We start from the raw sequence: 24,448 nt of genomic DNA on the forward strand, positions 1-24,448 counted from the left end.
CTTATCGCGAGCTGCGGGAGAATACGGTCACGGTTCGGGCAGGAACTGTGAACGTGCCCGATTCCCGCTCGTACCTGGCGGACTTCACCACCGCGTCCGCCCCCGCCGCCTGCACCGGATGCAGCCGGTAGCCGGTGCCGGCCAGCGCGCCGACCCGCTGTTCCTGCTCCTTCGGCGTCGCGTTGAACACGACCACGAGATCACCGAGTTCCATGGTGATCACGCCGGGCGTCTCGTCCTTCCCGGACAGCGGGAAGGAGAGCTTCGCGCGCACCTGTCCGGCCGTGCCGAGCGAGAAGACGGGCTCCGTCGTACGGATCTTCAGCAGATCCCGGTACGCGGCCGAGGCGTCCTCGATCTGCGCGCACCCGACCTCGACCGTGCTCAACAGAGGCTTCGCGTACGGCCACTTGGCCGCGTTGTCGGCCGCCGGCGGCAGCCCCCGCCCGAAGCCGTTGCCGTCCGCGCAGTTCCAGTGGATGGCGTTGAACCAGTCCCCGCTGTCGAAGGAGTTGCGGTCCAGGGACTTGGAGCGCAGCAGGTCGGTGCCGGCCTGGGACAGGGCCGGGCCCTGCGAGAGGGTGGCCGTCGCCATCGCCAGGACCTGCATACGGGCCCGGTCGGCGGCGCTCGTCGAGGCGGGCAACTTGTAGGTCAGGGCGTCGAAGAGGGACTCGTTGTCGTGCGCGTCGGCGTAGGCGAGGGCGTCGCCGGGGGCGTCCGCGTACCCGGCGGGCTGTCCGTTGTAGTCGACCTCGGCGCCAGTGACCTCCTTGCCGTCGGTGTCGGTGAAGGTGAAGGCCTTCAGGTTGCCGGACAGGCCGACCTTGATCAGGTCCTGGTAGTGCAGCAGCCGGGCCTTCTGCTCGGCCGAAGTGCCGTTGCTCGTGGACGAGTTGGGGTCGGTGTAGAGCCCGGAGGCGAAGCCCTGGACGCCCGGGTCCTCGTCGAAGGGCCCGCCGCCGCGCACCGCGTCACGGGCCCGGTCGGAGAAGGTGGCGATGCCGGTGCCGGCCATGTTCTTCTGGGTGGCCTGCACGAAGCGGGCGTCGTCGGCGACCTCGCCGAAGTTCCAGCCCTCGCCGTAGAGGATGATCTTCTTGCCGTCGACGCCGTCCTTGGCGAGGGTCAGCGCGTCCAACGCCTTGCGCACGGCGAGGATGTTGGCCTTGGGCTGATGCCCCATCAGGTCGAAGCGGAAGCCGTCGACCTTGTACTCCTTGGCCCAGGTGACGATCGAGTCGACGACCAGCTTGCCCATCATGGCGTTCTCGGTCGCGGTGTTGGCGCAGCACGTGCTGTTCGCGACCGAGCCGTCGGCGAGCAGCCGCTGGTAGTAGCCCGGCACGACCTTGTCCAGGACGCTGGTGTCCGCCTGCCCGGCTCCCGCCGTGTGGTTGTAGACGACGTCCATGACGACCCGCAGACCGTCCTCGTTCAGCGACTTGACCATCTGCCGGAACTGCACGGTACGGGCCGTGCCGTCCGGGTCGGTGGCGTACGAGCCCTCGGGGACCGTGTAGTGGTACGGGTCGTAGCCCCAGTTGTAGGCGTCCGTCGCGGCCGACTTCGCCACGCACGCCTGCTGCTGGTCGGAGTCGGCCGGGTAGGAGGCCAGGTCGCAGTCGGGGCTCGCCTGGTCCGCCTTCTTCTCGGGGATGGTGGCGATGTCGAAGGCGGGCAGCAGATGCACGTAGGACGTGCCCGCCTGCGCCAGCTCGCGCAGGTGCTTCGAGCCGTCGCTGTCCTTGTCGGTGAAGGCCAGATAACTGCCCCGGTCCTTCGCCGGCACGGTCGCGTCCGCGACGGAGAAGTCCCGGACGTGCAGCTCCTGGATCTGGGCGTCCTTCAGCGGTACGGCCTTGGGCTTGGTGTACGTCGACCAGCCGCCCGGCGCCAGGGACCTGTCGGCCAGGTCGACGACGAGGCTGCGCTCGGAGTTCGCGGTGAGCGCGACCGAGTAGGGGTCGGTGACCTTGTTGGTGACGACCTTCCGGACGGTCGGCGCCCACACCTTCACGACGTACCGATAGGGCTTGTTCTTCCAGGACTTGGGGCCGGTCACGGACCAGACGCCGGTGGCGTTGTCACGCTTCATCGCCTTCACCGAGCCGTCGAGCTCCAGCGCCACGCTCTGCGCGGTCGGCGCCCAAACGGCCAGCGTGGGGCGGCCGTTGTGGAAGGTCGGGCCCAACTCGGCCTTCGTGGCGGCCGGGTAGAGGTCGTCCAGTACGCCGGCGATCTGGACACCGGTCGCCGCCAGCACGGCGCCGTTCGCGGCGCGTTGGGAGGCGACGAGCTGGCCGTCGAGGGCACCGCGCACCCGGTCGCGGTCGCGCGGGTCGACCGACCAGGCCGTGTAGTCCTTCAAGTGCGGGAACTTGGCCTTCTGGGCGTCGGTGAGGGTGGTCTTCGTCAGCCGCAGCCAGCGCTCGTCGTCGCTGGTCAGCGTCCCGTCCTGGACGGCGATCGAGCCGTCGTGGGAGTACAGGAGCTGGGTGGAGGCGGCCGCGTCGGAGCCGTTCCAGGCGACCGTGTCCCGGTCGATCCAGACCGCCTTGGAGGTGGTCAGGTCGAGGGCGGCCGCCGAGCCCGCCGGCTGGGGCAGGAGGTACTTCTCCTGGCCGTTCAGGAGCCACACCTCATGGCCGTCGGACTTGAGGTCCAGCGACTGGTCGGTGGGCAGGTCCTTCTCGTCGCCCTTGTGGAGGATGTAACTGAGGCTGGTGGCACCGGCGTTGAGCGGTACCTCGAAGACAGCGCCATACGCGTCGGTCTTCACCGGCTTGAGCGGGCTCGACCAGTCGGTGGGATTCGCGGCGCCGGTCCAGACGTGCAGACCCCAGCCGTCGTAGTTCCCGTCGGCGCGGTGGTAGTGCAGGACCGCCTTGGTCGTGTCCTGCGCCGGGTAGTCGGGGCGCGTGGTCCGTACGGTCTCCTTGCCCTGCTCGATCCAGACCTCGCCGGTCTTGGTGACGTCGATCGAGCGGTCGGCGGAGACGTCCTTGTTGCCGTCCTTGTCGATGACGAGGAAGCCGACGTTCGAGGCACCGGGCTTCAACTTGACGTAGGCGAAGGCCCCGTAGGCGTCCCGGCCGACGAACGGGTGACTGTCCGGCCAGTTCGTCGCCTCACCGTCGGCGAGGTCGCCCCAGGCGTACAGGCCCCAGTCGGCGTAGTCGGCGTCGGTGCGCTGGTAGTGGACGACCGCGTAGTCGCGGGAGGAGGCGGAGGGGACCTCTTCGACAGGCGGGGTGCCGGAGACGGAGGCGGCCGTCGAGCTCGCCGTGCGTCCGGTCGAGTCGACGACAACCGCCTTGTAGCGCAGGGCGGTTCCGGCCGGAACGTCCTTGCCCACGACCTGGGTGACCTTGTACGGGGCGTGGTCGGCGGAGCCGAGCGTGCGCCACTTTCCGTTGCCGGTCTGGGCGGCGAAGACGACCCGGTTGAGCCCGCCGCCGGTGACGTCGGCGGAGACCTCGACCGTGCCGGTGGCGCCGGTGTCGGGGGCCTTGAGGGTGATCGTCGGCGCGGTGGCCGGCTTGGCGGGCCTGCCGGCCGCCTTGAGGACGATCGCCGAACCGGCCGGGACGGTGACGGTGATCTGCCGGTCGGCGTCGGAGGTGACGGTGGCCGAAGTGCCGTAGATCCCGCGGAAGTTCATGGCCGCCGAGCCGGTCGCGAAGGTGGCCGACTTCGCCTCGCCGGCGTTGTTGAAGGCGACGACGTACTCGGTCTTGTCAGTACCCGTGCCGTTTCGGGAGAAGGCGTAGATCCCGGAGCCGTCGGCCGCGTAGCGCTCGGTCTGGACGCCGTCGGTGAGCGCGGGGTTGGCCTTGCGCAGTTTGCTGAGAGCGCTGATCTGCTCGTAGAGCGGTGCGCTCGTGTCGTACGCGTCGCTCGCGTGGGTGCGGTCGGTGCCTATCTCGTCGTCGTCGAGGTAGTCGGCGACCTTCGAGGCGAACATCGTCTGGCGGGCGTCCTTGTCGCCGCCGGAGCCGGTGAAGCCCTGCTCGTCGCCGTAGTAGACGACCGGGTTGCCGCGGCTGAGGAACATCAGCTCGTTGGCGAGCCTGTCCTTGGCCAGGATCTCGGCGTCGGTGGCCTGCGGGTTGTCCTGCTCGAGGAAGTACCCGACACGACCCATGTCGTGGTTGCCGAGGAAGGTGACCTGCTCGTAGGCGTTGGCCTTGTCGGTCGTGTACTTGTAGTCGTCGCCGAAGACACTCGCGAGCTTCTGTGCGCTGCCGCCCTGGGAGGCGTAGGAGCGGGCCGCGTCCTGGAAGGGGAAGTCGAGCGTGGCGTCGAGGCGGCCCTGGGTGACGTACGGCGAAGTGATCGATGTGTCGGCGGAGTAGACCTCGCCGAACATGAAGAAGTCCCTACGGCCCTGCTGTGCCGCGTACTTGTCCAGCGCGGTCGCCCACTGCGTCCAGAACTCCATGTTCACGTGCTTCACGGTGTCGATCCGGAAGCCGTCGACTCCGAAGTCCCGTACCCAGCGCTGGTAGATCTTCTCCATGCCGCTGACGACCTCGGGCCGCTCGGTCCACAGGTCGTCGAGGCCGGAGAAGTCGCCATAGGTGGCGTTCTCGCCGGCGTAGGTCGAGTCGCCGCGGTTGTGGTACATCGTCGGGTCGTTGAGCCAGGACGGGACCTTGACGTCCTTCTTCGCGGCGGGGACGGTCGGCGTCCTCGGGAAGGAGTCGGCGTCGACGGCGGGGAACTCCCGCTTCCCGTCGGCGTAGTCGGCGTCGTCGAAGGGCTCGCCGTCCTCGGTCAGGTACGGGAAGGCGCCCTTGGAGAGGTAGTCGTAGGACTTCTCCTCGTAGTCGACGACGTCCGCCGTGTGGTTGGTGATGACGTCGAAGAAGACCTTCATGCCCTTGGCGTGCGCCTTGGATATGAGGGTCGTCAGGTCCTGGTTGGTGCCGAAGTGCGGGTCGACCTGGGTGAAGTCGGTGATCCAGTAGCCGTGGTAGCCGGCCGAGGCGTCGCTGCCGGTGCCCTGCACGGGCTGGTTCTTGAAGATCGGGGCCATCCAGATGGCGGTGGTGCCCAGGCCCTTGATGTAGTCGAGCTTCTTCGTCAGGCCCTTGAGGTCGCCGCCCTGGTAGAAGCCCTTGTCGGTGGGGTCGTAGCCGGTGCTGAGGCGTGAACCCGTAAGCCCGCCACGGTCGTTGGCCGTGTCGCCGTTGGCGAAGCGGTCCGGCATGACGAAGTAGAACTGCTCGCGGGTGTCGTCGTGCCGGGCGGGCTCGGCGGCCAACTTCGCGTCGGACGGGGGTGCGGGCGGGGTCCCGGCGTGGGCGGCGAGCGGCTGCACCAGCGCGAGGGCGAGGGCAGCGACGGCGACGGCCGCGACGCGTCTGACATGGATCACCGGTGTGAACTCCTTGCGATGACGACTCTGTCGGGTCCGACCCCGGCGCGACCGTATCGCCGACGCAAGGGTTGCAGCAATAGTCGTGAAAGCAACAGAAAGAACTTTCAGACCCCGGCGGTCGATTCTCCTGCGAACTTCTCCGAACAAAACCGCCGCACCGCGCATCGGACCTTGTGTACGGGAACAGAGGAACGAGCAGGAGTGGAGCACCATCACCATGAACGAGCACCCGAACGCCGCCGACCGGACCATCACTGACCAGCCCGGCACCGCCAAGCACCGCGCAGAGCGCAGGTTCGGCCGCCCGGTGCTGGCCGTGGCCGCCGTCGCTGGGCTGGGGCTCGCGGCCTGGGCCGGTACCGCACAGGCCGCGACCCCTGGCGCCACCACCGCCGCGAAGGCCACGCCGACCTGCTCCGCCGCCGCGCTCAAGGCCTCCTTCGGCAAGCGGCTCGCCGGCGGGATGAACCACCAGGGTGTCGTGATCACGCTGCGCAACCTCAGCGGGAAGACCTGCGCGCTGCGCGGCTACCCGGGCCTGGGCCTGGAGAACTCCGCGCACAAGAAGCTCACCACCCACACCCACTGGGGCAACACGTGGTACGCGCACAACCCCGGCAAGAAGACCCTCGTCCTCAAGGACGGCCAGAGCGCCGAGGCCGTCCTGGCCTGGACCCACGCCAACACCGGCACCTCGGGGGCGACGCGCGCCTCCTTCCTGGAGATCACCCCGCCCGCCGCGACCCAGCACAAGACGCTGGCCTTCCCCCAGTGGGTCGACCACGGCGACCTCTCCGTCACCGCGTTCGCCCGGCACATCAACGTCTCGTCCTGACCGCCCGCGGCACGGACGGCGGCGGTGACCCCGCTCGCACCCCCGCCGTCCGTCCGATCCGCCCAACTCAGCTCAGCAGGTGGACTTCCCGGCGTAGATCGCCAGTGCCGTGTTGCTGCCCAGGGTGGCCGTGAACTGGCCCGAACCGTTCACCGTCACCGTCGTGTTGTTCTGCACGTTGCAGTACGTGCCCGCCGCGAGCGACGTCTGGTAGGTGCGGGACAGGCTGCTCGACTCGTGGTTGATGGCCACATAGCCCTTGCTGCCGCGCCCGAAGGCGATGGCGTCGTTGCCGTTGTCCCACCAGTCCGTCATGGCCTGTCCGCGGGTGGTGTTGCGGAAGGCGACCATGGACTTGATCTCCGGCCAGGCGTGCTGGCACTTCCAGCCGTCCTGCCAACAGGCCGTCACGGACCCGCCGTTGGGCGGTCCGGCGTCCGCGTTCGACCACTCGTAGCCGGAGTTGATGTCCGGGGCGCCGTAGGGGTAGGCCAGCATGAAGACGTTGGCCAGCGTGTAGTTGGCGCCGTCCTTGTAGCTGAGCGTGGAGCCGTTGCGCTCGGTGTCGTGGTTGTCGACGAAGACACCGGCGACCGAGCTGCTCATGTACCCCCAGCCCTCGCCGTAGTTCTTCAGGTAGGCGAGGTTCTCGTTGTTGAAGACCCGCTTGAGGTCGTAGGCGTACCGGAACTCCTGCACGTCGCCGTTGCCCGTGTACTCGGTGGGCTGGACGGCCTCCCCGCTGCCGTAGATGACCTCCTGCTTCCAGTACGCGGAGGGGTTGGTCAGGCGGGACTTGATGTTCGCCAGGTCGGCGGTGTCGATGTGCTTGGCCGCGTCGATGCGGAAGCCGTCGACACCGAGCGTGAGCAGGTCGTTCAGGTACCCGGCGATCGCCGACCGGACGTAGTCCTCACCGGTGTCCAGGTCGGCCAGGCCCACCAGTTCGCAGTGCTGCACGTTCCAGCGGTCCTGGTAGTTCGAGACCTGGGAGGTGCAGTCGTCGAAGTCGTAGGAGGAGTACAGGCCCGGGTAGTTGTACTTCGTGTACGACGACCCGCCCGTGCCGGTGCCGCTGCCCGCCGACATGTGGTTGATGACGGTGTCGGCGACCACCTTCACCCCGGCCGCGTGGCAGGTGCTGACCATGTTCTGGAACGCCGTGCGGTCACCGAGCCGACCGGCGATCTTGTAGCTGACCGGCTGGTACGACGTCCACCACTGCGAGCCCTGTATGTGCTCGGCGGGCGGGGAGACCTGGACGTAGCCGTAGCCGGCCGGGCCCAGGGTGTTGGTGCACTCCTTGGCGACCGAGGCGAAGTTCCACTCGAAGAGGACGGCGGTGACGTCCTTGGTGCCGGGCGGCGAGGCCTGTGCGGGCGTCGGGGTCATGACAAGGGAGAGCGAGAGGGGGAGAGCCGCGGCCGTGAGGGCGAGGCCTCCGGAGAGGGTTCTGCGTGCCATGCGGGGGCTCCTTCACCATTGAAGGTTCTTGCTGAAAACTTTCAACTACCTTGCGGTGACGGAGATGTTAAAGGCCCGCCGCCCAAAAGGGCAGCGGGCCGTGTGAAGTTGCTGCAAGAAATTACGGCGTCGTGGTCCACCACACCGTCGTGTCGGCGGGCACCTTCGCCTCGCCGTCCGCCTCGGTGATCTCCCCGCTGGCGAGCAGGACCCGCCCGTGCGCCGGAGTCGTCACCGACTCCCCACTGGTGTTCGCGACACACACGAACTCACCGCGCCGGAAGGCCAGTACGCCCTCGGGCGCCCGCAGCCACTCCACCGAGCCGCCCGCGCCGAGGTCGGGCTGGGCGCGCCGGGCGGCCAGCGCAGCCCGGTACAGCTCCAGGGTCGAACCGGCGGTCCCGGTCTGCGCCTCGATGCTCAGCTCCCCCCAGCCGTCCGGCTGCGGCAGCCAGCTGCCCCCGCCGCCGAAGCCGTACGACGAGCCCTCGCGCGTCCACGGGATCGGCACCCGGCAGCCGTCGCGGAAGCCGTCCTGACCCGCGCCCCGGAAGTACGCCGGGTCCTGGCGGACCTCGTCCGGCAGGTCGACGACGTCCGGCAGGCCGAGCTCCTCGCCCTGGTAGACGTAGGCGGAGCCGGGCAGGGCGAGCATCAGCAGGGTGGCCGCGCGGGCCCTGCGCAGGCCCAGCTCCCGGTCCCCGGCCGTGCGGATCTGGGTGCCGAGGCCGGGCGGGTTGGCGAAGCGGGTGGCATGGCGGGTGACGTCGTGGTTGGACAGCACCCAGGTGGCGGGGGCGCCGACGGGACGCATGGCCTCCAGCGTCCGGTCGATGACCGTGCGCAGCTCCTTCGCGTCCCATTCGGTGCTCAGGTACTGGAAGTTGAAGGCCTGGTGGAGTTCGTCGGGGCGGACGTAGTTCGCGGTGCGCTCGACGGTCGGGGTCCACGCCTCGGCGACGAAGATGCGCTCTCCGGCGTACTCGTCGAGGACCGTGCGCCACTGCCGGTAGATCTCGTGCACACCGTCCTGGTCGAAGAACGGCATGACATCGTTGCCCAGCAGCTTCAGCTGGTCGTGCGAGCCGAGGTCGGGCAGACCCGGCGCCTTGACCAGGCCGTGGGCCACGTCGATGCGGAAGCCGTCGACGCCCATGTCGAGCCAGAAGCGCAGGATGGAGCGGAACTCGTCGCCGACGGCGGGGTGTTCCCAGTTGAAGTCGGGCTGCTCGGGGGCGAAGAGGTGGAGGTACCACTCGCCCGGGGTGCCGTCCGGTTCGGTGACCCGCGTCCAGGCCGGGCCGCCGAAGATGGACTCCCAGTCGTTGGGCGGGAGTTCGCCGTTCTCGCCCTTGCCGGGGCGGAAGTGGTAGCGGTCGCGCGACGGCGAGCCGGGGCCCTCCGCCAGTGCCCGCTTGAACCACTCGTACTGGTCGGAGGAGTGGTTGGGCACGAGGTCGACGATGATCCGCAGCCCCAGTCCGTGGGCGTCCCGGATCAGCGCGTCCGCGTCGAGCAGGTTGCCGAACATCGGGTCCACGGCCCGGTAGTCGGCGACGTCGTAGCCGGCGTCGGCCTGCGGGGAGGCGTAGAAGGGGCTGAGCCACACGGCGTCGACGCCGAGGTCGCGCAGGTACGGGAGTCGGGAACGTACGCCTTCCAGGTCGCCCATGCCGTCGCCGTTGCTGTCGGCGAAGCTGCGCGGATAGACCTGGTAGATCACCGCGTCTCTCCACCAGTCGCTGCGCGTGGCCTTGGCGGAGGTGGATGCCGGGGCGATGACGTCGTGCTGCTGGGTCATGGCGTCCTTGGTACGTGACGGAGTTCTGGTCATGGGGAGTGGGAGACGAGGCGGCCATGGTGTCAGCGGGGTCGGATGGACACCGTGGCCGCCTCGAGTTTTGGGTGCGGCTGAGTGGGGGCTGGTCGCGCGCACGCGGCGGAGTCGCAAATCGATACAGTCCCGCGCCCCCAAAAGCTAAAAGACGGGGCGTTGGCGGACCCTGCTATCCCTTTGTGCCGCCCGCCGTGAGGCCGGTCACGAGGTTCTTCTGCACGAGGTAGAAGAACGCCGACACCGGTATCGCGATCAGTACCGCCGTCGCCGCCATGAGGTTGCGTTGGGCGTCGTGTTCGCTGACGAAGCTCTGGAGGCCGACCGCGAGGGTGTACTTCTGGTCGTCCAGCATGAACGTCGTGGCGAAGGCGACCTCGCCGAAGGCGGTGATGAAGCTGTAGAACGCGGCGACCGCCAGACCCGGCTTGGCGAGCGGCAGGATCAGCCGCGCGAACGTGCCGAAGGGGCTCAGCCCGTCGACGCGTCCGGCCTCGTCGATCTCGAACGGGATGGTGTCGAAGTACCCCTTGAGGAGCCAGGCGCAGTACGGCACCGCGGTCGAGCAGTAGACGAGGATCAACCCGAGGTAGCTGTCGATGAGTTGCAGGTCGGCCAAGATCTGGTACATCGGCACCATGAGGACGGCCACCGGGAACATCTGGGTGACCAGCAGCACCCACATGAACTTCCGGTAGCCCGGGAAGCGCATCCGGGACACGGCGTATCCGGTGGTCGCGGCGACGAAGACGCCGAGCAGCGTGGTGCCGAGCGAGACGATCAGCGAACTCTTCAGCCAGTCGAAGAAGTTGGTGTGCTGGAGGACGAACGAGTAGTTGTCGAACGTCATCTTGGACCAGATGCCGCCGGGGTGCAGATAGTCGTCCTTGTCCGGGCCCAGCGACAGGAACACCAGCCAGGCGACCGGGAACAGCGCGACGACGCTCGCGCCGAGCAGGATGCCGTGGGAGGCGAGGGCACCGGCGCGGCTGTTCTCGCCGCGGCGGCGGGTGCGGGCCGGGGCCGGCGGCGCGACGGTGGCGGGGGTCTCGACAGTGGTCGTACTCATGGAAGCTCCCGCCTCAGATCGCGAGTTGCTGGTCGTTGCGGCTGAGCCAGCGGCGGTAGAAGGAGGTGAAGACGATCAGGATGGCCAGCAGCAGGATGCCGTAGGCGGCGGACTGCGCGAAGTCGCGCGGCTGTTGGCCGAAGCCGAGGTAGTAGGCCCAGGTGACCAGGATCTGCGCGTCGGGCGCGGTGTTGCCGAACAGCAGGAAGATGACGGCGAACTGGTTGAAGGTCCAGATGATGCCGAGGAGTACGACGGTGGAGCTGACGGACCTCAGGCCCGGCAGGGTGACGTACCGGAAGCGCTGCCAGGCGGTGGCGCCGTCCATCTCGGCGGCCTCGTACAGGGTGCCGTCGATCGACTGGAGGCCGCCGAGCAGGGAGACCATCATGAACGGCACCCCGCACCAGGTGTTGACCATGATGGCGGCGAACCGCTGCCAGAAGGTGTCCTCCAGCCAGGCGGGACTCGGCAGGTGCAGTGCGTCCAGGGCGGTGTTGATGATGCCGCCGTCCGCGAGCATGAACCGCCAGCCGAAGACGGTGACGAAGGTCGGCACGGCCCACGGGAGCACGAGGACCAGCCGGTAGAGGGTGCGCCCGCGCAGCTTCTGGTTGAGCAGCAGGGCCAGGCCCAGGCCGATCGTGTAGTGCAGGGCGACGCAGAGCGCGGTCCAGACGATCGTCCAGATGAAGTGCGACCAGAAGCGGTCGTAGGACGTCGGGCCGAACAGGATGTCCTTGTAGTTGTCGAGCCCGATGAACTTGTAGGTGGCGTCGATGTGGTTGACGCCGATCGTGCGCGCGGTGTTGAGGCTGTTGGCGTCGGTGAGGGTCAGGTAGAGGCCGTACACCAGGGGGTAGAGCACGAGGACGCCGAGCACGATCGCCACCGGGGCGATCATCGCGTACGCGTACCAGTACTTCTGATAGCTGCGCCTGAAGCGCCCGTCCCGCGGCGCGCGGTCACCGCGGCGCTTGCCGGTCGCGCGGTCGATGGCGACTGTCATGGGTCAACACCTTCTGAAAGACAGGCCGGTGACCGCCGGATCGCTCCCCCGGTGCTGACAGGGCGATCCGACGGTCACGCGGGGCTCACTTGCTGAAGTCCGGCACCAGCTTGGCGATGGCCAGTTCAGCGTTGCTCAGGCCCTTGTCCAGGGACTCCTTGCCGCCGGCGATCTTCGGCAGCTCGGTGTCCAGCGGGGTCCACAGGGAGCTGTACTCCGGGAGCGCGGGCCGCGGTTGGGCGGCGGGCAGCACGGTCTGGAAGCCGGCGATGCCCGGGTCGGCCTTGACCTCGGCGGTGTAGGCGTCGTCGCGAGTGGGCAGCGTGGAGTTCTTCAGGGCGATCTGCGACTGGGACTTGGCGGAGGTCATGAAGTTGACGAACTTCAGGGCCGCCTTCTGGTGCTTGGCGTCCGAGCCGGCGTAGACGGACAGGTTGTGGCCGCCCGTCGGGGCGCCCGCCTTGCCGGTGGAACCGGCCGGGACGGTGGCGATGCCGAGGTTGGCCTTGTCCTTGAAGGCGCTGCCCTTGTAGAAGTTCGTGATCTCCCACGGGCCCTGGATGATCGCGGCGACCTTGCCGTTGACGAACGCGTCCTGGATGTGGGCGTAGGCGTCGGCGGTGGTGTCGGCCTTGTGCAGGCCCTTGCCGGAGAACAGCCCCTGCCAGGTGCCGTACGCCTTCTTCGCGGCGGCCGAGTCGACGGTGATCTTCTTGGCGGCGGCGTCGACGGTGTCGGTGCCCTCGCCGTAGAGGAAGCTCTGCGCGTAGTAGGCCTGGGTGGAACCCCAGTAACCGTCCACGCCCGTCTTGGACTTGATGGTGGCGGCGGCGGTCTTGAGGTCGTCCCACGTCTTGGGCGCCTCGATGCCGGCCTTCGCGAAGAGGGCCTTGTTGTAGACCAGCGCGAGGGTGTCGGTGACCAGCGGGACGCCGTAGGTCTTGCCGTCGAACTGCGCCTGCGTGATCAGGTTGGACTGGAACTTGGCCTGGTCCGCGAGGGCTTCGGTGCCGTCCAGCGGCAGGAAGTAGCCCTTCTTCGCGAAGGCGGGGGTCCAGCCGACCTCGGAGCGCAGCACGTCCGGGGCGCCCGTGGCGCCGGCGGCGGTGTCGAACTTGTTCTGCGCCTGGTCGAACGGGACGTTGACGTACTTGACCTTGATGTCCTTGTTGGCGGCCTCGAACTGCTTCACCAAGGCCTGGTAAGTGGGCGCCTCGTTGGTGGCGTTGGAGGTGTCCCACCAGGTGATGGTGACCGGGCCGTCCGCCTTGTCACCGCTGTCGCTCCCGCCGCACGCCGTCGCCGCGAGAGCGAGGGACGCCATCAGCGCGGTGGCCGCTATGCCACGCCGCATGAGTTCTCCTTGAGGGTGAAAGCCCGTGTGGTGCTGCCGACTGCGCCGTTGCGGCGGCCGGGCGATTGGGAACGTAACAGCGTTGCAAGGAAGACGAAAGACCTTGCAGCAAAAAATTGCAAGACGGCCGGAGAGTTACCCGCACGTGATCAGACCTTGATCCCCTGAGGGCACCTATTGAAGGGGCTGAGCGGGTCGGGGACACTTGTGCAAGACTCTGCAAGCTCTTGCCGTGTACCGACCAGGACATGAGGATCGCTATGAGGCAGCAACCCGCGGCGGGCCGACGGCCGGTACAGTCCACCCCCGTGACCACACGGCTTGCCGACATCGCCGCCCAGGCGGGGGTGAGCGAAGCGACGGTCAGCCGGGTCCTCAACGGCAAGCCGGGCGTCGCCGCCACCACCCGCCAGTCCGTGCTCGCCGCGCTGGACGTGCTCGGCTACGAGCGCCCGGTCCGGCTGCGCCAGCGCAGCGAGGGCCTGGTGGGGCTGATCACCCCGGAGCTGGAGAACCCCATATTCCCGGCCCTGGCCCAGGTCATCGGACAGGCGCTGACCAGGCAGGGCTACACCCCCGTGCTCGCCACCCAGACCCCGGGCGGGTCCACGGAGGACGAGCTGACGGAGATGCTGGTGGACCGTGGGGTCGCCGGCATCATCTACGTCTCCGGACTGCACGCCGACACCACCGCCGACATGGAGCGCTACGACCGGCTGCGCGCGCAGGGCGTGCCGTACGTGCTGGTGGACGGCTTCTCGCCGAAGGTGCAGGCGCCGTTCATCTCCCCCGACGACCGCGCGGCGATGACGCTGGCGGTCACGCATCTGGTGTCGCTGGGCCACACCAAAATCGGACTCGCCCTCGGACCGAAGCGGTTCGTGCCGGTGCAGCGCAAGATCGAGGGCTTCGTGCGGGCGGTGCAGGACCTGCTCGGCCTGGGCGCGCAGGAGGTCGAGTCGGAGCTGGTCCAGCACTCGCTGTACACCCTGGAGGGCGGCCAGGCCGCCGCCGGCGCACTGATCGACCGCAACTGCACGGCGGTGGTGTGCGCGAGCGACATGATGGCGCTGGGCGCGATACGGGCGGTCCGCCAGCGCGGTCTGGACGTCCCGCGCGATGTCTCGGTGGTCGGCTTCGACGACTCCCCGCTGATCGCCTTCACCGACCCACCGCTGACGACGATCCGCAAGCCGGTGCCGGCGATGGGTCAGGCGGCGGTGCGCACGCTCCTTGAGGAGATCGGCGGAACCCCGGCACCGCACAGCGAGTTCGTCTTCATGCCTGAGCTGGTGGTACGGGGTTCGACCGCCTCGGCACCCGGAGAACGCGGTCGTCCCTAGGGCGGAGAACCCCGGGTCTCGACCGGTTCGCAGGTAGGAGTACGGGGGGTCTTCCCGTCGTAGGACATGCGTCCTGAACCAGCCCAGGGGATGATCGGTCGAGGAAGGCGTTTCTGGCAGACTTTGTGTCTATGGGTGAGTCGACCGTGACCAGTCTGGAAGACCGTGAGCAGACGGCTGTTCCCGACCCCGGCACGGCCGGACGAAGGCCGGGGTTCCTGCGTCGGCTGCGTACTCCGCGCCGGCCGCGGCTGTGGTTCGAGATCCTGCTGATCGGCGTCAGTTACTGGACGTACTCGCTGATCCGCAACGCGGTCCCGGAGCAGCGCGGCGAGGCGCTGCGCAACGCCGACTGGATCTGGAAGGTCGAGCACCACCTCGGCATCGCGGTCGAGGAGTCGATCAACCACGGTGTGAACTCGGTGACTTGGCTCATCGTCGGCATGAACTACTACTACGCGACACTGCACTTCGTGGTGACGCTGGGCGTGCTGGTGTGGCTGTACCGCAGCCATCCGGGCCGTTACGCGGCGGCGCGCATGGTCCTGTTCGCCACCACCCTGGTCGCGCTGGTCGGTTACTACCTGTATCCGCTCGCCCCGCCCCGCCTGATGAACGGCAGCACGTTCGTCGACACCGTCATGGTCCACCAGACCTGGGGTTCGATGGCGTCCGGCGACCTGAAGCACATGTCGAACCAGTACGCGGCGATGCCGTCCATGCACATCGGCTGGTCCCTGTGGTGCGGGCTGACGATCTTCGCCCTGGCCAAGGTCCCGTGGGTGCGCGTACTGGGCCTCCTCTACCCGGCGGCGACCCTGATGGTCATCGTCTCCACCGCCAACCACTTCTGGCTCGACGCGGTGGGCGGCATGCTCTGCCTCGCCTTCGGCTTCACGGTCGCCCGCCTCTGGTACGGGGCTCTGCCGTACTCCCTGCCCCAGCTGCCTCCGGCGCGGACCACGGGCAGGCGCCTGCTGCCGACAAAGGCGTAGCCGTATACGCAGCCGCACAGGCAGCGGCCACGGGACCAGCCGCACCCAGCCCAGCAGTCCTATGAGGCCCCCGACTCCCCCGCCGCCGCCCTCAGCGCCTCCAGGAACGTCCGCAACGCCGGCTGCACCGGTGCCGACTCCCGTACCGCCGCGCTGATCGTGCGGGTCGGCTCGGGCCTCCGTACCTCCCGCAGCACCACCTGCGGATGCCGGCCGCCGCCCAGCCCGAGCCGGGGGATCAGGCTCACCCCGAGGCCCGCGGCGACGAAGCCCTGTGCGGTGACGTAGTCCTCGCTCTCGACCACGAACCTCGGCCGGAACCCCGCGGCCTCGCAGGCGTTCAGCTGGGCGTCCAGACAGGGCCCGGGCCACTCGCTGCCGACCCAGGGCTCCTCGGCCAGCTCCGCCAGCTCCACGGTCCGCCCGGCCGCGAGCCGGTGCCCCTCGGGCAGGACGGCCAGGTAGGGATCGTCGAGCAGACGCAGCAGCCGTACGCCGGTGGCCTGCCGTTCGCCGCCGACCACCAGCGCGAGATCGGCCCGCCCCTCCCGCACGTCCGGCAGTGGATCCTCGGGGTCGATCAGCTTCAACTCGACCTGTACATCAGGGTGTTCGGCCCGCACTCGAGCGACCGCCGGAGCGACGAGCGCCGACCCCGCCGTGGCGAAGTACCGCACCGACAGCCGCCCGGTGCGCCCCGCGACCAGATCGGCCAGCGCCGTCTCGGCCTCGGCGACCTGCCGGCCGATCGCGTCGGCGTACTCGGTGAGCAGCAGCCCCGCCGCCGTCGGCCGCACCCCGCGCCCCGACCGCTCGAGCAGCGCCGTACCGGCCTCCTTCTCCAACGCGGCGACCTGCTGACTCACCGCGGAGGGCGTGTACCCGAGGCTCGCCGCGGCGGCCGTCACCGACCCGCTGCCTACCACCGTCCGCAGCACCTGCATCCGTCGCACATCCAGCATGCAGGAGAGCTTAACAGTGCCTGCATTATCTTTCACTTGTCCTTATTCCATCCCCGGGCCACCGTAGAGCCATGTCGCTGGCCTCCTCCCTCCGCATGGCCGTCCTGGCGCTCCTCTGGGGCTCCGGGTTCCTCTGGATCAAGCTCGCCCTGGACCACGGCCTCACCCCGGCCCAGATCACCATCGCCCGCTGCGCCCTGGGCACGGCGGTCCTCCTGCTCCTGGCCCGCCGCGCAGGTCAGTCCCTGCCGCGTTCCCGCACGGTGTGGGGTCACCTGGTCGTGGCCGCGCTCTTCTGCAACGCGCTGCCCTTCGCACTGTTCAGCGTCGGCGAGCAGACGGTCGACTCGGGCGTCGCCGGCGTCCTCAACGCCACAACTCCCTTGTGGTCCCTGCTCATCGGCGCCGCCCTGGGCACCGACCGCGGCCTGACCCGGACCCGACTGACCGGCCTGTTCCTCGGTTTCGCCGGTACGGTGCTGATCTTCGCGCCCTGGCACCGCTCGGGCCTGTTCGGCTGGGGTGCGCTGGCCCTGCTGGCCGCCGCCGCGAGCTATGCCGTGGCGTTCGCGTACATGGCCCGCCATCTCACCGCCCGCGAGGCCCCGTTGGCCGTCTCGGCGGCCCAACTCCTCACGGCCACCGCCTGGAGCACGCTGGCCCTCCCGGTCGCGGGCCCCCTGCACCCCGATCCCACGGCCCTCCTCGCGGTCACGGCCCTGGGCATCCTCGGCACGGGCGTCACCTTCTACCTCAACTACCGCCTCATAGCGGACGAGGGCCCGACCAACGCGGCGACGGTGGGCTACTTGCTACCGGTGGTGTCGGTAACGCTGGGCGCACTGGTCCTGGACGAGCGGGTGGGCTGGCGGGTGGTGACAGGAATGGCGGTGGTCCTGACGGGCGTGGCCCTTTCAAACAGGCGGCGGGGGCCAGCGCCCTTCAGGGGCGCGGGGAACTGCGCGACCAGCCCCCACCGACCGTCAGCCGAAGACGAACGCGAAAAACCCTCCTACAACGCCGCCGCCCCATAGAACAACTCGTCCACAACCCCCCGCGCCCGACGCGCCGTACGCCGATACGCGTCCAGCATGTCCCCCGCATGCCCCGGCCCATACCCCAAGTACCGCCCCACAGCGGCAAGTTCCCGACTCTCAGAAGGAAACGTGTCCCCGGCCCGCCCCCGCACCAACATCACCGCATTGCGAACCCGCGTCGCCAACACCCACGCCTCATCCAGTATTTCGGCATCCTCACCCGACACCAGCCCGGCGGCGCACGCCGCAGCGAGCGCCTCCCGAGTACGCGTAGTCCGCAACCCCGGCTCCACCCACCCGTGCTGCAGCTGAAGCAACTGCACGGTCCACTCCACGTCGGACAACCCACCGGGCCCGAGCTTGGTGTGCAGCTTTGGGTCGGCCCCGCGAGGCATCCGCTCCGACTCCATCCGCGCCTTCAACCGCCGGATCTCCCGCACCGCGTCGTCCCCGAGCCCCTCGGCCGGATACCGCAACGGATCGATCAGCTCGATGAACCGCTGCCCCAACTCCGCGTCCCCGGCCACGGGTTCGGCCCGGAGCAGCGCCTGCGACTCCCACCCCAGAGACCACCGGCGGTAATACGCCTCGTAGGAGTGGAGCGTCCGCACCAGGGGCCCGGACTTCCCCTCGGGGCGCAGGTCCGCGTCGATCAACAGCGGCGGGTCCGCGCTCGGCACCTGGAGCAGCCGGCGCATCTCGGAGACGACCTTGTTGGCGGCCTCGGAGGCCTCCCGTTCCGGCACGCCCTCGCGCGGCTCGTGCACGAACAGGACGTCCGCGTCGGAGCCGTAGCCGAGTTCGTGACCACCGAAGCGGCCCATGCCGATGATCGCGAACCGGGTCGGCAGGGTGTCGCCCCAGCCGCCCCGCACCACCGCGCGCAGCGTCCCCGCGAGGGTCGCCGCCGTCAGGTCGGAGATCGCGCCGCCGACCCGGTCCACCAGGGCGCCCTGGTCGGCCTCGACGGGGTGGGTGTCGGTGCCGTAGGAGGCGACGATGTCGGCGGCGGCCGTACGGAACAGTTCCCGGCGCCGTACCCCGCGCGCGACGACGACCGCCTGTTCGGCGTTGTCGGCGCGCCCCACTCCGGCGAGGACCTCCTGCTCCAGGTGGGCCCGGTTGCGCGGTTCCAGGCCACCGCCGTCACCGCCGCCGTCGCCGAGCAGCGCCACCGCTTCCGGGGCCCGCATCAGCAGGTCGGGGGCGAGGCGGCCGGCGGACAGCACGCGGGCGAGGTTCTCGGCGGTGGCGCCCTCGTCCCGCAGCAGCCGCAGGTACCACGGTGTCTTGCCCAACGCGTCCGAGACCTTGCGGAAGTTGAGCAGTCCCGCGTCCGGGTCGGCGGAGTCGGCGAACCAGCCGAGCAGTACCGGCAGCAGCGTCCGCTGGATCGCCGCCTTGCGGCTCACCCCGGAGGCCAGCGCCTCCAGGTGCCGCAGGGCGGCGGCCGGGTCGGCGTAGCCGAGGGCGACGAGTCGCTCGCGGGCCGCCTCGGGGCTCAACCGTGCCTCGCCGGGGGCGAGTTGGGCGGCCGCGTCGAGCAGCGGACGGTAGAAGAGCTTCTCGTGCAGGCGGCGTACGACGGACGCGTGCCGGCGCCACTCGCGGGTCAGCTCGGCGACCGGGTCGGCGCGCAGGCCGAGGGAGCGGCCGATGCGGCGCAGGTCGGCGTCGTCCTCGGGCACGAGGTGGGTGCGGCGCAGCCGGTAGAGCTGGATGCGGTGTTCCATGGAGCGCAGGAACCGGTAGGCGTCGTCGAGTTGGACGGCGTCGGCGCGTCCCACGTAGCCGCCGGCGGCCAGGGCGTGGAGCGCGTCCAGCGTGGTCCCGCTGCGCAGGGAGGCGTCCGCCCGGCCGTGCACCAACTGCAGGAGCTGCACGGCGAATTCGACGTCTCTCAGTCCACCCGGCCCGAGCTTCAACTCGCGGTCGACCTCACCGAGCGGGATGTTCTCGACGACCCGGCGGCGCATCTTCTGCACGTCGGCGACGAAGTTCTCGCGTTCGGCCGCCTGCCAGACCATGGGGGCCAGGGCGGTGACGTACTCCTCGCCCAGCTCCAGGTCGCCGGCCACCGGGCGGGCCTTGAGCAGGGCCTGGAACTCCCAGGTCTTGGCCCAGCGTTGGTAGTAGGCGAGGTGGCTGCTGAGGGTGCGCACCAGGGGGCCGTTGCGGCCCTCGGGGCGCAGGTTGGCGTCGACGGGCCAGATGGAGCCCTCGACGGTGGTCTCGGAGCAGATCCGCATCATGTGCGAGGCGAGTTTGGTGGCGGCCCTGATCGCCTTGCCCTCGTCGGCGCCCTCGACGGCCTCGCCGACGAAGATCACGTCGACGTCCGAGACGTAGTTCAGCTCGTGGCCGCCGCACTTGCCCATCGCGACCACCGCGAGCCGGCACAGCGCGGCGTCGTCGGGCGCGGCGGCGCTCGCGATGGCGAGGGCGGCGCGCAGGGTGGCGGTGGCGAGGTCGGCGAGTTCGGCGGCGGTCTGGGCGAGATCGGTGGTGCCGCACACGTCACGGGCGGCGATGGACAGCAGGCAGCGGCGGTAGGCGACGCGCAGGGAGACCGGGTCGGTGGCCTCGGCGAGCCCGCGCTCGAACTCCTCGACGCCCGGGTGCAGATCGCGCGGCTCGTAGGTGACGAGCGCGTGCCAGTCGTGCGGATGCCGGGCCAGGTGGTCGGCGAGCGCGGAGGAGGCGCCGAGCACCCCGAGCAGCCGGTCGCGCAGCGGCTTGGCCGCTATCAACGTGTCGAGCAGCGTCCGCCAGGCGGTGGTGTCCGGCTGCGCTTCGAGCAGCCGGACAAGACCGAGCAGCGCGAGATCCGGATCGGCGGTGGCGCCCAGCGCCTCCAGCAGCACGGGGTCATTGCGCACGGGCGTCAGTTCACCGCTGTCCAGCAGCCGCTCCGCCGCCGAGGGATCGGTGAAACCGTGCCGCAGCAGCCGCGAGAAGGTACTGCTCCTGCGCCCCGGCGCCGTCATCCCGGCCTCCCGTCCCGTCCACCGCCGCACGCCCCTCGGATCAGGGCCGTACGAGATCAAGGTCATGCGAGATCGAGCCTAACCGGAGAGCCTGGGGGAAGCGCCGGGGTGGAAGGGCGGTTTCGGTGGACGGAGGACGTCGGCCCGGCCCGTCAGCGGGCGACCACCACCGTCGCCGGGCGGGTCGGGTCCAGGAGCACCCGGTCGCCCGGGGCCGCCGCGGTGTCGTCCGTCGGGGGCAGGCAGGCGGATGCGGCCGGGTGGCCGGCGAGCGGGACGCGCACCTGACGGACCGTTCCGGGGCGGGCGCCCGGGTGGGTGGCGTACTGGATGTCGAGACACAGGTCGCCCAGCCGGGTGAGGGCGTCCGGGACCGCCGTGCCCGCCGTGATCTCCGGGAGGACCGCGTGCCGGGCGGTGTCCGGGTCGACGCCGGCGCAGGCGCTCGTGTCGGGCGGCGGTACGGGCTGTCCGGACCGACCCCCGTGCGGTCCGGACAGCGTGAGCACCGTGGGATCGCCGACGGCGGTGGCGTTGGTGACGTCGACGCGGAGCGTGTCGCGGCGCAGCCACCGCAGTGGCTGTCCGTCGAGCTCGGCCCGCACCCAGCTCGTGGTGTCGACGAGGAACCCGGTCTCCACCGCGGACTCGTCCGGCGGCAACAGCCCGGGCGCCCGCCCCCGCGAGGCCCGTGCCGCACCGGAGTCGGGCCAGTGCCGCAGCACCACCAGCACCTGGTCCGGGGGCCGCTCGAACCGGTACGTGCGACCGCCGGCCACGGAGAAACTCCCGGCCGCGCCGACCGCCGCGCGCGAGCCGCCGGTGAGCCGGACGCCACCGCGGGCGTCGAGCGTGAGACACAGCGAGGTGAATCGCGGGGTGGTGGAACCCGAGGTCGAGTCGGCCCTGTCCTCCTGTGCCGAGGTGGTGGCCGGCGACGTCGTTCCGTCGCAGCCGGTGGTGAGGAGGGCAGCGGTCAGAACGGCGGCGGCGCCGGTGGCGAGGGCCGCGGTGCGGTGGGAGTGCGGGTACGGGTGCGTGCGGGTGTCTGAGGCGTGGTCGCGCATGAGTGTCTCCGTTCGAGCCGGCCCTCCCGGTGGTCGTGGCGGGGGCCGATGGGTCGTACGGGTCGACACTGGACGCTTCGATCGCCGTATCCCATACGGCATTTGACGAATCCCTCGCGAACCGGGCGCCCGGGGCGCGTAGCGTCGTACGACACGTACGACCGGCCGGGGAGGCCGCGATGACCCCACCCTTCACCACCGCCGAAGCCCATCTGCGCCGCATGGCGGACGTCCTGGACGAGGCCCGGCAGGACCTCGCGGAGGGCGTGCCCCCGATGTCCCTGCTCCACGGCCTGCAGCGGCTGATCCCTTGCGAGTGCGCGAGCTTCTCGGAGCTGGACATCCCGACCAGGATCAGCTGGAACGACCGGGACACCCCGGGCAGCGAGGATCAGGGCCCGATGGAGGAGTACTGGCGCTGGCGCCACCAGCACCTCCAGTGCGAGCAGGTCTCGCGCCCGCACGACACCCCCGAGACCACGCAGATGGCGGACTTCGTGTCGGCGCACAGACTGCGGAACCAGCCGATCTACACCGAGTTCCTCCGCCCGTGCCCCACCATCGCGGACATCGCCCTGCCCACCGCGCCGGGCCGCACCCGGGTCTTCCAGTTGTTCCGCACGGACGGGCAGCCGTTCAAGGACCACGAGATGACCACGCTGCGGCTGCTCGCCCCGCACCTGTACGAGATCTACCTGGCGGCCGTGCGCAGGCGCCGCGCCCCGGTCCGGCTGACCCACCGCGAACTGGACGTCCTGCGCTGCGTGGCCCTCGGCATGAGCACGCCGCAGATCGCCGAGCAGCTCTGCGTGGCGCCCAGCACCGTCCGCAAGCACCTGGAGAACGCGTTCGGCCGGCTCGGTGTGTCCAGCCGTACCGCGGCGGTGGCGCGGGTGTTCCCGGAGTACGCCTGACGGGCGGGCGATGAGTTCTCGCGGCCGGCCCGGTCACCACCTCATGAGCCTCATGAGCCGGTACGAGGAGGACGCCCCATGACGAACCACGCCCCGCAGACCCGTCTCGACCCCCACTACAGCGACCCCGCCGCCACCGCCACGGAGTGGACCGCGGCCGAGGAACGGCTCGGCGCGGCCGAGTTGTTCTGGATCTCCACCGTGCGGCCGGACGGGCGGCCGCATGTGACGCCGTTGCCCGCGGTGTGGGCGGACGGCGCGCTGCATTTCTGCACCGGCCCCGAGGAGCGCAAGGCGCGGAACCTGGCGGCCAACCCGCAGGTCGTGCTGACGACCGGCACGAACACCTGGGACAAGGGACACGACCTGGTCGTCGAGGGCGAGGCGGTGCGGGTCACGGACGAGGACCGGCTGCGGGAGCTGGCCGCCGCGTGGGAGGCGAAGTACGGCAGTTTCTGGCACTTCGACGTGCGCGACGAGGCCTTCCACCACGGCGCCGGACACGCTTTCGTCTTCGCGGTGGCGCCGCGCACGGTTTTCGGCTTCGGTAAGGGAGAGCCGTTCAGCCAGACGCGGTGGCGCTTCGAGTGACGTGAACGCGAGGCGTCGACCCGCGTGCGACACGCATACGACCCGCGTACGACCCGCGTACGACCCGCCTGCGACAAAGGAGTCGTTATGGACATGACCCTCGAAGTGATCCTGATGCCCGTCACGGACGTGGACCGGGCCAAGGAGTTCTACCGGGACAAGGTCGGCTTCCACGTGGACCTCGACGGAGAAGTGATGGAGGGCGTACGGATCGTGCAGCTGACGCCGCCGGGCTCGGGGTGTTCGATCGCCCTGGTCGACGGGCTCCAGGTGCCGACGGGGACCCCGCAGCCGGGGACGTACCACGGGATGCAGCTGTGCGTGACGGACGCGAAGGCGGCGTACGAGGAGCTGACCGCGCGCGGTCTCGACGTCACCGAGCCGCAGCAGTTCGCGCCGCAGGACGGGGCGACGTTCATGTACTTCAAGGACCCGGACGGCAACGGGTGGGCGATCCAGGAGTACCGCAAGCGGGAGGCGGAGCCGCTGCATCAGGTGATGGCTCAACTGGCGGCCGGGCGGGAGTAGTTCACCCGCCTTCCGGGTGGGAGTAGTTCACCGGGTCTTCATGCTTCCGGTCGGGTGAGGTGGGGCGGGAGAATCTTGGCGTGTGCATGCTGACGCCGTCAGTGCTCCGCCCTTCCCCCCACGCTTCCCCACCGGAGGTCGATGTGTCCGGCAGCTCCGCCCTTTCCAGCTCCGCACGTTCCGGTTCCGCCCGTTCGACGTTCCGCCGCAGCCGTACCGCCGTGGCCGCCGCGCTCGCCTTCACGGCGACGGCGGTCGGCCTGTGGACCGGTCTCGGCGGCTCCCCGTCCGCGCACGCCGCCGCCACCGTGCCGAACCCGGACCACGTGGTCGTGGTGGTCTTCGAGAACCACGCCTACAGCCAGGTGATCGCCTCCTCCAGCGCGCCGTACATCAACTCGCTCAGGACCGGCGGCGCCAGCCTCACCCAGTCCTACGCCGAGACCCACCCGAGCCAGCCCAACTACTTCGCCCTGTTCTCCGGTTCCACCCAGGGCGTCACGGACGACAGTTGCTACACGCCCGGCTTCTCCTCGGCCGCCAACCTCGCCTCCGAGGTGCTCGCGGCCGGCGGCACCTGGGCCAGCTACAACGAGACGCTGCCCAGCCAGGGTTCGACGACGTGCAGCAGCGGCACCTACGCGCGCAAGCACAACCCCTGGTTCGGCTTCAGCAACGTGCCGACGTCGACCGCGAAGACCTTCGCGCAGTTCCCGACCGACTACGCGACCCTGCCCGACGTGTCCTTCGTCGTGCCCAACCTGTGCAGCGACATGCACGACTGCTCGGTGTCCACCGGTGACACCTGGCTGAAGAACAAGCTGAGCGCGTACGCGAGTTGGGCCAAGACCCACAACAGCCTGCTCGTCGTCACCTTCGACGAGGACAACCGGCTGGCCGGCAACCGCATCCCGACCGTCCTGTACGGCCAGCCGGTCACGGCGGGTTCGACCTCGGCCACCACCTACAACCACTACGACCTGCTGCGCACCCTGGAGGACTCGCAGGGCCTGACCACCCACGCGGGCAACGCGGCCTCGGCCAAGGACATCACCGGCATCTGGACGTCCTGA

General features: G+C 69.8%; 17 protein-coding genes. 8 read left to right on the top strand and 9 right to left on the bottom strand.

Annotation, left to right across the window (positions count from 1 at the left end; genetic code table 11):
* Position 1 precedes the first annotated feature (1 nt).
* Positions 2–5,383, bottom strand: a complete 5,382-nt coding sequence (gene pulA, locus ACWD5F_RS11225) for a pullulanase-type alpha-1,6-glucosidase (RefSeq protein WP_451253269.1) — start codon at positions 5,381–5,383, stop codon at positions 2–4.
* 220 nt (positions 5,384–5,603) lie between these two features.
* Between pulA and ACWD5F_RS11230 the strand changes: the two genes are divergently transcribed.
* Positions 5,604–6,221: a DUF4232 domain-containing protein gene (locus tag ACWD5F_RS11230; protein ID WP_451253271.1), complete on the top strand. Its 618-nt coding sequence runs from the start codon at positions 5,604–5,606 to the stop codon at positions 6,219–6,221.
* Positions 6,222–6,293: 72 nt separating this feature from the next.
* Here ACWD5F_RS11230 and ACWD5F_RS11235 read toward each other — a convergent pair whose 3' ends face one another.
* The 5 genes from ACWD5F_RS11235 to ACWD5F_RS11255 form a co-directional block, all read right to left on the bottom strand.
* Positions 6,294–7,685, bottom strand: coding sequence for an alpha-amylase (locus tag ACWD5F_RS11235; RefSeq protein ID WP_451253273.1), 1,392 nt, complete (start codon positions 7,683–7,685; stop codon positions 6,294–6,296).
* Between the two features lie 121 nt (positions 7,686–7,806).
* Positions 7,807–9,486: a glycoside hydrolase family 13 protein gene (locus tag ACWD5F_RS11240; protein WP_451253275.1), complete on the bottom strand. Its 1,680-nt coding sequence runs from the start codon at positions 9,484–9,486 to the stop codon at positions 7,807–7,809.
* Between the two features lie 205 nt (positions 9,487–9,691).
* Complete coding sequence (locus tag ACWD5F_RS11245; RefSeq protein WP_451253277.1) at positions 9,692–10,588, bottom strand: sugar ABC transporter permease; 897 nt, start codon at positions 10,586–10,588, stop codon at positions 9,692–9,694.
* 13 nt (positions 10,589–10,601) lie between these two features.
* A complete protein-coding gene (locus ACWD5F_RS11250) occupies positions 10,602–11,597 on the bottom strand; it encodes a carbohydrate ABC transporter permease (RefSeq protein WP_401728954.1) in 996 nt (331 codons plus the stop codon).
* An 85-nt stretch (positions 11,598–11,682) separates the two neighbouring features.
* Entirely contained in the window at positions 11,683–12,951 is a 1,269-nt protein-coding gene (locus ACWD5F_RS11255) for an extracellular solute-binding protein (protein ID WP_451253280.1), read from the bottom strand.
* A 308-nt stretch (positions 12,952–13,259) separates the two neighbouring features.
* Here ACWD5F_RS11255 and ACWD5F_RS11260 point away from each other — a divergent pair, with 308 nt between their 5' ends.
* Both ACWD5F_RS11260 and ACWD5F_RS11265 read left to right on the top strand, forming a co-directional pair.
* Complete coding sequence (locus tag ACWD5F_RS11260) at positions 13,260–14,294, top strand: LacI family DNA-binding transcriptional regulator (protein WP_451253282.1); 1,035 nt, start codon at positions 13,260–13,262, stop codon at positions 14,292–14,294.
* 131 nt (positions 14,295–14,425) lie between these two features.
* On the top strand, positions 14,426–15,289 hold the full coding sequence (locus ACWD5F_RS11265; protein WP_451253284.1) for a phosphatase PAP2 family protein: 864 nt from the start codon (positions 14,426–14,428) through the stop codon (positions 15,287–15,289).
* 59 nt (positions 15,290–15,348) lie between these two features.
* On the opposite strand, the gene ACWD5F_RS11270 is transcribed toward ACWD5F_RS11265, so the two are convergent.
* A complete protein-coding gene (locus ACWD5F_RS11270; protein WP_451253286.1) occupies positions 15,349–16,251 on the bottom strand; it encodes a LysR substrate-binding domain-containing protein in 903 nt (300 codons plus the stop codon).
* 71 nt (positions 16,252–16,322) lie between these two features.
* Between ACWD5F_RS11270 and ACWD5F_RS11275 the strand changes: the two genes are divergently transcribed.
* Complete coding sequence (locus tag ACWD5F_RS11275; protein ID WP_451253288.1) at positions 16,323–17,285, top strand: DMT family transporter; 963 nt, start codon at positions 16,323–16,325, stop codon at positions 17,283–17,285.
* Here the strand turns inward: ACWD5F_RS11275 and ACWD5F_RS11280 are convergent.
* Both ACWD5F_RS11280 and ACWD5F_RS11285 read right to left on the bottom strand, forming a co-directional pair.
* Positions 17,264–20,275, bottom strand: coding sequence for a bifunctional [glutamine synthetase] adenylyltransferase/[glutamine synthetase]-adenylyl-L-tyrosine phosphorylase (locus ACWD5F_RS11280; RefSeq protein WP_451254099.1), 3,012 nt, complete (start codon positions 20,273–20,275; stop codon positions 17,264–17,266). The genes ACWD5F_RS11275 and ACWD5F_RS11280 overlap by 22 nt on opposite strands.
* A gap of 152 nt (positions 20,276–20,427) precedes the next feature.
* Positions 20,428–21,342 (bottom strand): hypothetical protein, encoded by a 915-nt coding sequence (locus ACWD5F_RS11285; protein ID WP_451253290.1) that lies wholly within the window; start codon positions 21,340–21,342, stop codon positions 20,428–20,430.
* 179 nt (positions 21,343–21,521) lie between these two features.
* Here ACWD5F_RS11285 and ACWD5F_RS11290 point away from each other — a divergent pair, with 179 nt between their 5' ends.
* The 4 genes from ACWD5F_RS11290 to ACWD5F_RS11305 all read left to right on the top strand — a co-directional run bounded on the left by ACWD5F_RS11290 (position 21,522) and on the right by ACWD5F_RS11305 (position 24,448).
* Positions 21,522–22,256 carry a response regulator transcription factor gene (locus ACWD5F_RS11290; protein ID WP_451253291.1) on the top strand — a complete coding sequence of 245 codons (735 nt, stop codon included), beginning with the start codon at positions 21,522–21,524 and terminating at the stop codon, positions 22,254–22,256.
* 78 nt (positions 22,257–22,334) lie between these two features.
* Complete coding sequence (locus ACWD5F_RS11295) at positions 22,335–22,847, top strand: pyridoxamine 5'-phosphate oxidase family protein (RefSeq protein WP_451253293.1); 513 nt, start codon at positions 22,335–22,337, stop codon at positions 22,845–22,847.
* Positions 22,848–22,934: 87 nt separating this feature from the next.
* Entirely contained in the window at positions 22,935–23,375 is a 441-nt protein-coding gene (locus ACWD5F_RS11300; RefSeq protein WP_401728941.1) for a VOC family protein, read from the top strand.
* 143 nt (positions 23,376–23,518) lie between these two features.
* A complete protein-coding gene (locus ACWD5F_RS11305) occupies positions 23,519–24,448 on the top strand; it encodes an alkaline phosphatase family protein (RefSeq protein WP_451253294.1) in 930 nt (309 codons plus the stop codon).

It is taken from the genome of Streptomyces sp. NPDC002499 (assembly GCF_053595415.1).

Excerpts from the sequence above, each read along its gene's own strand:
- ACWD5F_RS11230 (WP_451253271.1), top strand. The coding sequence starts at position 5,604 with ATGAACGAGCACCCGAACGCCGCCGACCGGACCATCACTGACCAGCCC.
- ACWD5F_RS11235 (WP_451253273.1), bottom strand. The coding sequence starts at position 7,685 with ATGGCACGCAGAACCCTCTCCGGAGGCCTCGCCCTCACGGCCGCGGCT.
- ACWD5F_RS11240 (WP_451253275.1), bottom strand. The coding sequence starts at position 9,486 with ATGACCCAGCAGCACGACGTCATCGCCCCGGCATCCACCTCCGCCAAG.
- ACWD5F_RS11245 (WP_451253277.1), bottom strand. The coding sequence starts at position 10,588 with ATGAGTACGACCACTGTCGAGACCCCCGCCACCGTCGCGCCGCCGGCC.
- ACWD5F_RS11250 (WP_401728954.1), bottom strand. The coding sequence starts at position 11,597 with ATGACAGTCGCCATCGACCGCGCGACCGGCAAGCGCCGCGGTGACCGC.
- ACWD5F_RS11255 (WP_451253280.1), bottom strand. The coding sequence starts at position 12,951 with ATGCGGCGTGGCATAGCGGCCACCGCGCTGATGGCGTCCCTCGCTCTC.
- ACWD5F_RS11265 (WP_451253284.1), top strand. The coding sequence starts at position 14,426 with ATGGGTGAGTCGACCGTGACCAGTCTGGAAGACCGTGAGCAGACGGCT.
- ACWD5F_RS11270 (WP_451253286.1), bottom strand. The coding sequence starts at position 16,251 with ATGCTGGATGTGCGACGGATGCAGGTGCTGCGGACGGTGGTAGGCAGC.
- ACWD5F_RS11275 (WP_451253288.1), top strand. The coding sequence starts at position 16,323 with ATGTCGCTGGCCTCCTCCCTCCGCATGGCCGTCCTGGCGCTCCTCTGG.
- ACWD5F_RS11280 (WP_451254099.1), bottom strand. The coding sequence starts at position 20,275 with ATGACGGCGCCGGGGCGCAGGAGCAGTACCTTCTCGCGGCTGCTGCGG.
- ACWD5F_RS11285 (WP_451253290.1), bottom strand. The coding sequence starts at position 21,342 with ATGCGCGACCACGCCTCAGACACCCGCACGCACCCGTACCCGCACTCC.
- ACWD5F_RS11290 (WP_451253291.1), top strand. The coding sequence starts at position 21,522 with ATGACCCCACCCTTCACCACCGCCGAAGCCCATCTGCGCCGCATGGCG.
- ACWD5F_RS11295 (WP_451253293.1), top strand. The coding sequence starts at position 22,335 with ATGACGAACCACGCCCCGCAGACCCGTCTCGACCCCCACTACAGCGAC.
- ACWD5F_RS11300 (WP_401728941.1), top strand. The coding sequence starts at position 22,935 with ATGGACATGACCCTCGAAGTGATCCTGATGCCCGTCACGGACGTGGAC.